This is a genomic window from Flavobacterium sp. N2270 (genome assembly GCF_025947225.1).
In the GTDB taxonomy this organism is placed as follows: Bacteria; Bacteroidota; Bacteroidia; order Flavobacteriales; family Flavobacteriaceae; genus Flavobacterium.
In genome coordinates, this window is record NZ_CP110005.1 from 816,692 (window position 1) to 829,530 (window position 12,839).

A 12,839-nucleotide genomic window follows, 5' to 3' on the forward strand; every position below is an offset into this window, starting at 1 on the left:
TAGTTAATTATTAAAAGTATTTAGTTGTTCTAAAATAATAGTTCTTACTTCGTCTTTTACTTTTCCTTTGTCTTCAATAACAAGGTTTTGAGTTTCTATTGCTTTGTGAACTTTTACGCGCATTTTTCCCGGGCTTCCACTTAAAAAAGTAAACGAAAAACGTTTTTTATTATCGGCAAATGTCATAGGTATAACAGCAATTTTGTGCTCAATAGCTAATCTAAATGCACCGTCTTTAAAAGTATCTAAAACTATACTTTCATCATCAGGAACTCCACCTTCAGGAAAAATACAAATACTTAATCCTTGATGAAGTCTTTTTTGAGCCAATTCAAACACTTTAAACCTACTTTTACTACTACTTCTGTCAACCAATATACATACACGTTTATAGAAAAAACCAAAAACAGGAATTTTTACTAATTCTCTTTTTCCTACAAAAACAAAAGGATTATCTTTTACAACTGCCAACATCAGCATAATATCTGTCATTGAGGTATGATTGGCAACAAGCATATAACTTTTTCCTTTTTCAAGCTGTTGTTCAAAATCAATTTTATAGTAAAAACCCATTCCAAATAAAATTAATTTTCCCCAAAAACGAGCAACTTTATAAAACTGAGGATAGGTTTTGTCAGATAAAACCAAAACAAACAGAACTGGAAATAAAACAATAATAGGAGCCATTATCAACACATAAAACCAAATGCGCCAAAGAATCCAAAAGACTATTTTAAATAATTTCATTTACAATATTTTAAAACCCAACTTTCGGGCATTTTTTAAATTACATTCCTGCTGTTCGTTTTAGTTACTGAAACAAGTTCAGTAAGCTATCACTTCCATCAGGGTTAGAGCACAAACTAATTACCTTTTTTATATGAAGGTCAAAAATAGCAATATTCTTCAACCTTTTAGCATTACTCTTTTACCATTTGGGTAAAAAACCTATTTTTGTACAAAATATATAAAAATGGCAAAAATATTAACGGGAGTTCAAAGTACAGGAACTCCACATTTAGGAAATTTATTAGGAGCAATTATTCCGGCAATTAAAATGGCAAATGACCCTAATAACGAACCGTTTTTGTTTATTGCTGACTTACATTCAATTACTCAAATTAAAGACGGAAAAACGCTTCGCGAAAACACTTACAGTACTGCTGCGGCTTGGTTAGCTTGTGGTTTAGATGTGAATAAAGTGGTTTTTTATCGTCAATCAGATGTTCCGCAAACTACCGAATTATCTTGGTATTTAAGTTGTTTCTTTCCGTTTCAACGTTTAACATTAGCACATTCGTTTAAAGATAAAGCAGATAGATTAGATGATGTTAATGCAGGTTTGTTTACTTATCCAATGCTTATGGCGGCCGATATTTTATTATACGATGCAGAATTAGTACCAGTTGGAAAAGATCAATTACAGCATTTAGAAATTACCCGCGATGTGGCTTCTCGTTTCAATCATCAAATGGGAGAAACATTTGTTTTGCCTGAAGCTAAAATTGACGAAGGAACTATGATTATTCCAGGAACAAATGGTGGAAAAATGAGTAAATCGGCAAATAATTTTATCAATATATTTTTAGATGATAAAGCTTTGCGAAAACAAATAATGTCTATTGAAACAGATAGTACACCACTTGAAGAACCAAAAAACCCAGATACTTGTAATTGTTTTACTTTATATAAACTATTAGCTTCTCCAGTTCAAATAGAAAAAATGCGCGCTAATTATGAAGGTGGAAACTACGGATACGGACATGCAAAACAAGAATTATTTGAACTTATCGTTGAAAAGTTCGCTACCGAAAGAGAAAAATACAATTACTACATTAACAATTTAGAAGAAGTAGACGCTTTGTTGTTAAAAGGAGCTGAAAAAGCAAGTAAAGTGGCCAATGGCGTTTTACAACGTGTTCGAACGAAACTAGGTTATTAGTATTCAAAATATAAAAGCAAAAAAGTCCTGCATTGCAGGACTTTTTTTATTGTGAAGAAACTAATTGCTCAACTTCATTTTTCTGTTCTCTATATTTTAATTGTAATTCTGAATTTTCCCCCATTCGGTTATAATATTCTAATGCTTTGTTGGCAAATGCTTTTTTATGAAAATCAGTTAATTCAGGAATTAAAGGAAATTCTTTGTGAAATAAATTTTCATAATAAGCCTGCCATTCGCGTTCGTTTTTATCTTCAACAATACTTATCTTATATTTTTGTTTTACATGCAACATTTCATGTGCCAATAAGTTTAGATTTAAAACCAATGGAAATTCAAAAGTGTTTTCGGGAATTCTAATAATTTGAGGTTTTCCAAAAACACCTTCGGTTGTAAACAATATAAAACTGGGTTCGGCTTTTTCTCTCAATTCAAAACCTTTAAAATTAGGATGTTCTAATTCGTAGTTTTTAATTAAAAATTCAGCCGCTTCAATAGTCATTTCTAAATCATGAAACTTTTTTATAGTAAACTCAATTTCTTCAAATGGCATCATATTCAAGTACAAATTTAAATTTCAAAAATCAACAACAAGTTTGAAACTTGAAATTGTTATTGATTTTGTGTTTTTAAAGCGTTTCTTTCAACCATTTAAAAAATTCGCGTTGCCAAACCAACCCATTTTGTGGTTTTAAAACCCAATGATTTTCTTCAGGGAATAGCATAAATCGGCTCTTAATTCCTTTTAATTGTGCTGCTTGAAATGCTTCTTGACTTTGTCCAATAGGAACTCTATAGTCCTTCGCTCCTTGGATAATGAATATAGGCGTATTCCAGTTGTTTACTAAATTAATTGGGTTGAATTCGTTAACTGCTTTTTGTGCAGAAACATTTTCTTTTTCCCAATAAGCGCCACCCATATCCCAATTGGTAAAGAATACTTCTTCTGTAGTTCCATACATACTTTGTGTGTTGAAAATTCCAGCGTGAGCAATAAATGTTTTAAATCTGTTTTTGTGAATTCCAGCTAAATAAAACACCGAATATCCGCCATAACTTGCGCCAACCGCACCCAATCGTTCATTATCAACATAAGATTCTTTTGCAACATCATCAATAGCGCTTAAATAATCGTCCATTGCTTGTCCGCCCCAATCTTTACTAATTTGTTCGTTCCATTCTACACCATGACCCGGCATTCCACGTCTATTTGGAGCCACAATAATATAACCTTGTGAAGCCATTACTTGAAAATTCCATCTAAATGAATAAAACTGAGATAATGCGCCTTGCGGTCCACCTTGACAATATAAAAGTGTTGGATATTTCTTTTTTGCATCAAAATTTGGAGGTAAAATAACCCAAACCAACATCTCTTTCCCATCGGTAGTTTTTACCATTCGTTTTTCAACCTTTGGTAAAGCTAATTTTGAATATACTTCTGTATTTATATTGGTAATTTGTTTCCAAGAATTTTTCTTTAAATCAAAACTGAATATTTCATTGGCATGATTCATATCGCTTTGGGTAACCAAAACAGTGTTTTCATGAAGACCTATAATTTGGTTCACATCAAATTGACCTTCTGTAATTTGACGAACTCGAACTGCAATTTTTGTTAATCCTGGAAAGTTGACTTCAAACAATTGCTTTGTTCCATCAACTGGCGCTAAGAAATACACTTTTTTGCCGTCTTTACTCCAAGTAAAACTATCTACAGTACCATCCCAATTTGATGTTAAGTTTATGTCTAATCCTTTGTGACGAACAATGATGTCGTTTTTATCGGCTTCAAAACCATCGCGTTTCATTTGCAACCAAGATAAATCTCCGTTAGGTGAAAACTGTGGAGCAACATCATAACCTAAATTCTGTTCAGTTAAGTTTTTAGTTGTTTTTGAAGTTAAATCGTATTCATACAAATTGGTATTTGTTGAAGTAGCATAAGCCGTTCCTATTTTCTTTTTAGATACGTAAATTACTTTAGAACCATCAGGCGACCAAATATAATCTTCATCTCCACCAAAAGGTTTTTGAGGTGCGTCATATGGTTCGTCTTTCATGATGTCTATTTCTTCTCCATTTGAATTGGTTAAAATTACATGATTATGATTTCCGTGATTAAAAGTATCCCAATGACGATAGTCAAGTGCATCATAAATTTTAACATCACTTTTTTCTAACTCTGGATAAAAATCCTTTCCATCAACTTTATTTATTTTCACTTCTTTATCTGAAAGTGTCCATTTTCCATCTGCGGAAATGTTTTTATCGTTAATTAGACTTTTATATTCTTTAAGTTCTATGGCTTTTCCGCCAGAAACAGGAATGCTATAGTATTTGGAATTGGATTTATTTTCTTCAACCGAAGGGGTACTTACTTTATAAATGATGTTTTTCCCATCTTTAGAAATTCCAAGAGGAGAAACTTTACCTAATTTCCATAATAATTCAGGAGTCATTATATCTTGTGCGGTCATTGTTAAACTAGTTATACTTAAAATTAAAATTAAATACTTTTTCATTCTTATAAATTTAATATCTAGGCTAAAATTACTGATTTTTTGAAAAATATCCCTATTTTCACGTTTTAAAATAGAAAGTATACAATATGAAGAAACTGGCACTGCATTGGCAAATATTACTAGGAATGTTATTAGGGGTATTATTTGCTTTTATTTTAATACAATTTGATTGGGGAAAACAAGTAATTGTTGACTGGGTAAAACCTTTTGGTAACATATTTATCAATTTATTAAAACTTATTGCAGTTCCGTTAATTTTAGCTTCTTTAATTAAGGGTGTTTCTGATTTAAAAGATATTTCAAAACTTTCTCAAATGGGTGGAAGAACCATTGGGTTATATATTCTTACAACAGTTTTTGCGGTTTCTATAGGTTTGGTTGTAGTAAATGTTATTAAACCGGGAAGTTTTATTTCTGAAGAAACAAGAACAGAATTGGTAGGTAGTTATTCTAACGATGCCAATTCAAAAATCGCCGCTGCGGAAAACCAAAAAGAAGCAGGACCGCTTCAAGCATTAGAAGATATTGTTCCAAGTAATATTGTCGGTGCAGCGGCAGATAATGGAAATATGCTTCAAGTAATTTTCTTTGCAGTTTTCTTTGGAATTGCATTAATACTAATTCCTGCAGAACAAGCCATGCCTGTAAAAGCATTTTTTGATGGATTCAATGAAGCAATTCTAAAAATGATTGATATTATAATGCTTGCAGCGCCTTTTGGGGTTTTCGCATTATTAGCATCTTTAGTAGCAGAATCTCCAAGTCTAGATTTATTTAAAGCACTTGGAATGTATGGTTTAACCGTTGTTTTAGGTTTAGCTATTATGATAGGAATTTATCTCCTAATTGTAAAAGTGCTTACTAATAGAAGCCCAAAATTTTTCCTTAACGGAATTGCTCCTGCCCAATTATTAGCATTTTCTACAAGTTCTAGTGCGGCTACTTTACCAGTCACAATGGAAAGAGTGGTTGATAATTTAGGAGTTGATGATGAGGTAGCGAGTTTTGTACTGCCAATAGGAGCCACAATTAATATGGACGGTACAAGTTTGTATCAAGCCGTTGCGGCGGTTTTTATTGCACAAGCATTTGGTATGGATTTAAGTTTTGGAGTTCAGTTAGGAATTATAGCAACAGCAACATTAGCATCAATTGGAAGTGCTGCAGTACCTGGAGCAGGAATGGTTATGTTGGTAATTGTATTGGCGCAAGCTGGAATTCCTGAAGCCGGATTGGCGCTTATTTTTGCAATAGATAGGCCATTAGATATGTGTAGAACAATGGTTAATGTAACTGGTGATGCAGCTGTATCGATGGTTGTTGCAAAATCCGTTGATAAACTAGAATAACTAATTCCTTTTTTACATACATTTACTGAATAATTTAAAAAATCAGTGAAAAACAATAAATTATTCGTTGCTATTATTGTAGCTTTAATTTTAGGGGTTTTTGCAGGAGCAATTACTCATTATTATTACCCAAGTTTTCAAGAAGAATTTTCAAAAAATGTAAAATTATTAGGAACCATTTTTATTAGGATGGTTCAAATGATAATTGCGCCATTAGTTTTTTCAACATTAGTTGTAGGAATAGCAAAAATGGGCGATTTAAAAATGGTTGGCAGAGTAGGAGCTAAAGCAATGGCTTGGTTTGTAACAGCTTCATTAATTTCATTATTACTTGGGTTAGTTTTAGTTAATACTTTAAATCCTGGTAAAAAAACGGAAATTTCATTAGATCAATTAGATGGAGCTTCTGAAATAATTGAAAAAACACAAACGTTTTCATTGGAAGAGTTTGTAAAACATTTAGTGCCTAAAAGTATTTTTGAAGCAATGGCAACTAATGAAATTCTGCAAATTGTAATTTTTTCAATTTTATTTGGTATAGCCTTAGCTTCATTAGGTAGAAAAGGAAAATTAATTATTTCTTCATTAGACACCTTGTCTCATGTAATTCTTAAAATGGTAACCTATATTATGTGGGTTGCACCATTTGGTGTTTTTGGGTCAGTCGCCGCGGCTGTAGCTAAACATGGATTTGGTATTTTTGAATTATATGCACATTATTTAATAGCATTCGTAATAGGTATTGCCGTTTTATGGATTATACTTTTAATCGTTGGTTATTTGTTTTTAGGTAAAAGATTATTCATTTTACTTCAAAGAATTAAAAACCCATTATTAATAGCTTTTTCTACTACAAGTTCTGAAGCTGTTTTTCCAAAATTAGTTGAAGAATTAGAGCGTTTTGGTTGTCAAAATAAAATAGTTTCCTTTACTTTACCATTAGGTTATTCATTTAACTTAGATGGAAGCATGATGTACATGACTTTTGCAAGTGTTTTTATTGCTCAAGTTTATGGTATTGATATGTCTGTTGGAGAGCAATTAACAATGTTACTTGTTCTTATGCTAACTAGTAAAGGAGTTGCTGGGGTACCTCGTGCTTCTTTAATAGTAATTGTTGCAACATGTGCTATGTTTGGAATTCCTCCCGAAGGAATCGCTTTAATATTGCCAATTGATCATTTTTGTGATATGGCTAGGAGTATGACAAATGTATTAGGAAATTCGTTAGCAACAGCTGTAATCGATAAATGGGAAACTAAACCAATTAATAATGAATGAATTTCACTGGACAAAATTATTTAACCCAGAGTTTTATATAACGATGGAAATAAATGGAATTCCTATAGGGATTTACATGGTTTTGTTCATTGTGTTTGCCGAAACAGGTTTATTTGCTGGTTTCTTTTTACCAGGAGATAGTTTGTTGTTTTTATCAGGAATTTATACCAGAGAATTAGTGGAAACATTCTTTTTAATTCCAAGTGATTTATCAAATGTTACTATTCTTTCTTTACTTATTGCAACTGCCGCTACTTTAGGAAATGTTTTTGGATATTGGTTTGGATCAAGAAGCGGGCAATTTTTATACAATAAAGAAGATAGTTTCTTTTTTAAGAAAAAATATTTAATAGAATCTCAAATATTTTTTGAAAAACATGGAGGAAAAGCAATCATTTTTGCTCGTTTCTTACCTATAATTAGAACTTTTGTACCCATCATAGCTGGAATTGTTCACATGAAAAAAAGTAAGTTTATGTTGTATAACATTCTTAGTTCTTTACTGTGGTCGTTTACTTTAGTTTTTGCAGGACATTATCTTTATAATATATTTCTAGAGCAATTTGATATCGATTTGAAAAAGCATATTGAAACGATTATTCTTACACTAATTGCAATTACAACATTTCCTTTAGTTTGGAACTATTTCAAGCAAAAAAAACTTCTTAAAAATAAAGAATAATGCAGTTGAGTTATTGGGAATTAAAAAATTGGTTTACCAATGTCGATTATACAATTGTAGGTAGTGGAATTGTTGGATTACATTGTGCGTTAGCACTCAGAGATAAATTTCCAAAAGCAAAAATTCTTGTTTTAGAAAAAGGAATTTTACCACAAGGAGCAAGTACAAAAAATGCTGGATTTGCTTGTTTTGGAAGTATTTCAGAAATTATAGACGATTTAAAAACCCATACAGAAGAAGAAGTAATTCAATTGGTTCAAAAAAGAATTCAAGGGCTAAAATTACTTCGAAATCGTTTAGGAGATAATGTTGTCGATTTCAAACCTTACGGCGGTTACGAGCTATTTTTAAAAAACGACGAAGCTTTTTATAACGAATGTATTCAAAAGTTACCCTTTATAAATGACATTTTAAAACCTTTATTTAAAGCCGATGTTTTTGCAAAAGAAATAGATCGATTTAATTTTCAAAATATTTTCGAAAATCTAATTTTCAATCCGTTTGAAGGACAAATTGATACCGGAAATATGATGCAAGCTTTATTAAAGGAAGCCATTTCAAAAGATATTCTGATTTTAAATCAGCAAAACGTGACTTCTTTTCAAGATTTAAATGATAAAGTTAAGGTTGTTACCAATGAAATTTCGTTTGTTACTAATAAATTATTATTTGCAACCAATGGTTTTGCTTCAGAGTTAACGAATAATAAAGTTCAGCCTGCAAGAGCACAAGTTTTAATTACAAAACCTATTGAAAATTTAGATATTAAAGGAACTTTTCATTTAGATAAAGGATATTATTATTTTCGAAACATTGGAAACAGAATCTTATTTGGAGGAGGAAGAAATCTTGATTTTGATGGAGAAACTACAACCGATTTATCTCAATCAAAAATTATTCAAGACAAGTTGGAGGAATTATTAAAAACAGTAATTTTACCCCATCAAAATTTTGAAATTGAACACCGCTGGAGTGGAGTTATGGGTGTTGGAAATCATAAAAAACCAATTGTAGAACAACTTTCTAACAATGTTTTTTGTGGGGTTCGTTTAGGTGGAATGGGAGTTGCAATAGGAAGTTTAATAGGAAAAGAATTAGCAGATTTAGTTTAAAATATGGCAGTAGCAAAAAAAATAAAGAAAAAAAGTTCTCCAAAAACTTCTAAAAAAAGTCCAGGAAAAAGAATTTTATTTTTCTTCTTTAAAATGTTTTTATGGTTTTTTGGGATCAGTTTATTTTTTGTGATTCTATTTAAATTTGTACCTGTACCATTTACACCATTAATGGCAATTAGAGCTTTTGAACAAAATTCTGAAAATAAAGAAATGGTTTGTTCTCATGATTGGGTAGCGTTAGAACACATTTCTCCTAACCTTCAAAAAGCAGTTATTTCAAGTGAAGACGGTTTGTTTTTAGAACACAATGGATTCGATTTTAAATCCATGCAAAAAGCATTTGAAAGCAATCAAAAAGGTAAAAAACTAAAAGGCGGAAGTACCATTTCTCAACAAACAGCTAAAAACGTTTTCCTTTGGCAAGGAAGAAGTTATTTACGAAAAGGTTTAGAAGCTTATTTCACCGTGCTTATTGAATTAATTTGGGGTAAAGAACGCATCATGGAAGTGTATTTAAATAGTATTGAAATGGGTGATGGTGTTTATGGTGCTCAAGCTGCGGCTAAACATTGGTATAAAAAAGAAGCTAAAAATTTGACTAAATATGAAGCTGCAGGAATAGCTGCAATTTTACCAAATCCAAGAAGGTTTAAAGCAACAAATTCATCATCATATATTAATAAACGCAAAGCAAAAATTAGCAAATATATTGGTTACGTGAAATTAGATTATTAGTTTATATAAATTATTAGCTTCACAAATCGTGAGGCTTTTTTTTGCCTTTAAAATATTTCGTAACATTTTTTTAAAATCCTCGACCAATTAATAAAACTATAAAATTATGCAAGCACACGAAATAGATTACCAAATTTTTGGTGAAGAAATGCAATATGTAGAAATAGAACTAGATCCGCAAGAAATTGTTGTAGCTGAAGCTGGAAGTTTTATGATGATGGATAGTGGAATCAAAATGGAAACTATTTTTGGCGATGGAAGCCAACAAGAGGGTGGAATTTTCGGAAAATTATTGTCTGCTGGGAAACGTGTATTAACCGGTGAAAGTTTGTTTATGACAGCTTATCAAAATATTGAATACGGCAAGAAAAAAGTGTCTTTTGCATCACCTTATCCTGGGAAAATTGTTCCAATTGACTTGAATAAATACGGTGGAAAATTTGTTTGCCAAAAAGACGCATTCTTATGTGCTGCAAAAGGTGTTTCTGTAGGAATTGATTTTTCTAGAAAACTTGGAAGAGGTTTGTTTGGCGGAGAAGGTTTTATTATGCAAAAACTGGAAGGAGATGGAATGGCTTTTGTTCATGCCGGTGGAACATTGGCAAGAAGAGAATTACAAGCAGGAGAAGTTTTAAAAGTTGACACAGGTTGTATTGTTGGTTTTACCAAAGACATCAACTACGATATTGAATTTGTAGGTGGAATAAAAAACACCATTTTTGGCGGTGAAGGTGTTTTCTTCGCTACGCTTCGAGGACCTGGAATTGCTTATATTCAATCGTTACCATTTAGTCGTTTAGCCGATAGAATTATACAATCTGCACCACAAATGGGTGGAAAAGATAAAGGAGAAGGAAGCTTACTTGGCGGTCTTGGAAATCTTTTAGATGGAGATAATAGGTTTTAGTATGTTTTTTTGTCATTTCGACCATAGGGAGAAATCACACAAGATGGAAATTAACTATCGTATATAAAAAATCCCGATTTAATTTAAATCGGGATTTTTACAGACCTGACAGGTTTTTTAAAACCTGTCAGGTCTCGTTTTATAATAGGATTAGTTTTTCAATTCTCTAACCCCCATATTGTATAACGTAAATACCTGCATATCTACAAATTCTTGTATGGTTGCTGCAACAGATTTTCCAGCACCATGACCAGCATTAACATCAATACGAATTAATGTTGGGTTAGAACCCGCTTGTTTTGCCTGTAATTCTGCAGCAAATTTAAAACTATGTGCAGGAACTACTCTGTCATCATGATCTCCAGTCGTAACCATAGTTGCAGGATATTTTGTTCCTGCTTTTACATTATGTACTGGTGAATATTCTTTTAAATAATCAAACATTTCTTTGCTTTGTTCACTTGTTCCATAATCGTAAGCCCAACCTGCACCAGCTGTAAAAGTATGGTAACGCAACATGTCTAAAACACCAACGCCTGGCAATGCTACTTTCATTAAATCGGGTCTTTGTGTCATCGTTGCACCAACTAATAATCCTCCATTTGAACGACCAGAAATCGCTAAATAATCAGAAGAAGTATATTTCTCTGCAATTAAATATTCAGCCGCAGCGATAAAATCGTCAAATACATTTTGTTTTTGCATTTGCGTTCCTGCATTGTGCCATTTTTTACCATATTCACCACCACCACGTAAATTAGCAACTGCATAAACTCCGCCGTTTTCTAACCATACAGCATTAGCAATACTAAAACTTGGTGTTAAACTAATGTTGAATCCACCATAACCGTAAAGCATCGTTGGGTTTTTTCCATTTAGTTCAGTTCCTTTTTTATAGGTAATAATCATAGGTATTTTTGTACCGTCTTTCGAAGTATAAAACACTTGTTTTGATTCGAAGTCTTCACTTTTGAAATCTACTTTTGGCTTGTTATATATTTTAGAACTTCCTGTTTTTGGATCAAACGAATATATTGTACCAGGAGTAACATAATTAGTGAAAGAATAATATAAAGTCGTTTCTTCTTTTTTGCCACCAAATCCACCTGCCGAACCAATTCCAGGCAATTCAACTTCACGGACTAATTTTCCATCATAATCGTATTGTTTGATTTGTGAAACGGCGTCTTTCATGTATTCCGCAAAAATAAAACCACCACCAGTTGAAGGCGATAATACGTTTTCAGTTTCTGGAATAAAATCTACCCAGTTTTCTTGACTTGGTTTTGCTAAATCGAAAGTTACAATTCGTTTATTTGGTGCGTTATAATTAGTAGATATATAAAATTTAGTTCCTACATTGTCTAAAACATTATTATCATTGTCAAAATTATTAACGATGTTTATAATAGGTCCGTTTTTAGATAAATCTTTATAATATAACTCATTTCCTGAAGTAGAAGTTGCTCCAGAAATAATTAAATAATTTTCATCTTCAGTAACATAACCTCCAACATACCTTCTTTTTTCATTTAACCCGAAAATAACTTTGTCGTCTTTTTGAGCAGTATTCAATTTATGGAAATACAGTTTATGTTGATCAGTTTTTGCAGAAAGTTCACTTCCTTTTGGTTTATCGTAACTTGAGTAATAGAAACCTTCGTTTTTGTACCAAGAAACACCACTAAATTTAATGTCGACAATTGTATCCCCAATAATTTCTTTGTTTGCAGTCTTCATCACAATAACTTTTCTCCAATCGCTTCCGCCTTCTGAAATCGCATAAGCAACAAGCGAACCGTCTTTTGAAAAGTTTAAACCACCAAGAGAAGTTGTTCCGTCTTTTGAAAAAGTATTTGGATCTAAAAAGATTTCTTCTTTACCTTTAGTATCTTTTCTATATACAACCGATTGATTTTGTAGACCGTTATTTTTGTAATAATATGTATATTTTCCTTCTTTAAATGGAGCTGAAATTTTTTCATAATTCCATAATTTTTCCATTCGAGTTTTCAACTTATTTCGGTAAGGAATTTTTTCTAAATATCCAAAAGTAACTTCGTTTTGAGCTTTAACCCAAGCTTCTGTTTCAGCACTTCTGTCGTCTTCTAGCCAACGATAAGGGTCATTTAAAGATTCTTCAAAATAAGTATCTACGTGATCTATTTTTTTAGTTACCGGATAATTAATTTTTGTTTGTGCGTTCATAGTTAATGTACAAACAATAGTTGCTATTGTTATTGTTTTTTTCATGTTTGCTTTTTCAGTTTTATCAAAAATAAGAATTTGATTTTAAAGTAGTT

11 protein-coding genes are annotated in these 12,839 nt (G+C 31.8%); 7 read left to right on the plus strand and 4 right to left on the minus strand.

From position 1 onward, the window contains the following. Nucleotides 1-3: 3 nt before the first annotated feature. Nucleotides 4-747 (minus strand): lysophospholipid acyltransferase family protein, encoded by a 744-nt coding sequence (locus OLM55_RS03790; protein ID WP_264560093.1) that lies wholly within the window; start codon nucleotides 745-747, stop codon nucleotides 4-6. A gap of 226 nt (nucleotides 748-973) precedes the next feature. Between OLM55_RS03790 and trpS the strand changes: the two genes are divergently transcribed. Continuing rightward, the gene (gene trpS / locus OLM55_RS03795; protein WP_264560094.1) at nucleotides 974-1,942 is read left to right on the plus strand and encodes a tryptophan--tRNA ligase; all 969 of its coding nucleotides are present in this window, start codon (nucleotides 974-976) and stop codon (nucleotides 1,940-1,942) included. Between the two features lie 46 nt (nucleotides 1,943-1,988). Here the strand turns inward: trpS and OLM55_RS03800 are convergent, their stop codons facing one another. Then, nucleotides 1,989-2,495, minus strand: coding sequence for a hypothetical protein (locus tag OLM55_RS03800; RefSeq protein ID WP_264560584.1), 507 nt, complete (start codon nucleotides 2,493-2,495; stop codon nucleotides 1,989-1,991). Between the two features lie 76 nt (nucleotides 2,496-2,571). Continuing rightward, nucleotides 2,572-4,467 carry a S9 family peptidase gene (locus tag OLM55_RS03805; protein WP_264560095.1) on the minus strand — a complete coding sequence of 632 codons (1,896 nt, stop codon included), beginning with the start codon at nucleotides 4,465-4,467 and terminating at the stop codon, nucleotides 2,572-2,574. Nucleotides 4,468-4,553: 86 nt separating this feature from the next. On the opposite strand from OLM55_RS03805, the gene OLM55_RS03810 reads away from it, so the two are divergent. The 6 genes from OLM55_RS03810 to OLM55_RS03835 all read left to right on the plus strand — a co-directional run bounded on the left by OLM55_RS03810 (nucleotide 4,554) and on the right by OLM55_RS03835 (nucleotide 10,536). Continuing rightward, entirely contained in the window at nucleotides 4,554-5,816 is a 1,263-nt protein-coding gene (locus OLM55_RS03810) for a dicarboxylate/amino acid:cation symporter (protein WP_264560096.1), read from the plus strand. A gap of 45 nt (nucleotides 5,817-5,861) precedes the next feature. After that, complete coding sequence (locus OLM55_RS03815) at nucleotides 5,862-7,097, plus strand: dicarboxylate/amino acid:cation symporter (protein ID WP_264560097.1); 1,236 nt, start codon at nucleotides 5,862-5,864, stop codon at nucleotides 7,095-7,097. After that, nucleotides 7,090-7,779 (plus strand): DedA family protein, encoded by a 690-nt coding sequence (locus tag OLM55_RS03820; protein ID WP_264560098.1) that lies wholly within the window; start codon nucleotides 7,090-7,092, stop codon nucleotides 7,777-7,779. Before OLM55_RS03815 ends, OLM55_RS03820 begins: the two co-directional genes overlap by 8 nt. Further along, entirely contained in the window at nucleotides 7,779-8,891 is a 1,113-nt protein-coding gene (locus OLM55_RS03825; protein WP_264560099.1) for an NAD(P)/FAD-dependent oxidoreductase, read from the plus strand. Before OLM55_RS03820 ends, OLM55_RS03825 begins: the two co-directional genes overlap by 1 nt. Before the next feature lie 3 nt (nucleotides 8,892-8,894). After that, on the plus strand, nucleotides 8,895-9,629 hold the full coding sequence (mtgA, locus tag OLM55_RS03830; protein ID WP_264560100.1) for a monofunctional biosynthetic peptidoglycan transglycosylase: 735 nt from the start codon (nucleotides 8,895-8,897) through the stop codon (nucleotides 9,627-9,629). A gap of 106 nt (nucleotides 9,630-9,735) precedes the next feature. Further along, the gene (locus tag OLM55_RS03835; protein ID WP_264560101.1) at nucleotides 9,736-10,536 is read left to right on the plus strand and encodes a TIGR00266 family protein; all 801 of its coding nucleotides are present in this window, start codon (nucleotides 9,736-9,738) and stop codon (nucleotides 10,534-10,536) included. 150 nt (nucleotides 10,537-10,686) lie between these two features. Here the strand turns inward: OLM55_RS03835 and OLM55_RS03840 are convergent, their stop codons facing one another. Beyond that, entirely contained in the window at nucleotides 10,687-12,789 is a 2,103-nt protein-coding gene (locus OLM55_RS03840; protein WP_264560102.1) for a prolyl oligopeptidase family serine peptidase, read from the minus strand. Nucleotides 12,790-12,839 lie beyond the last annotated feature (50 nt).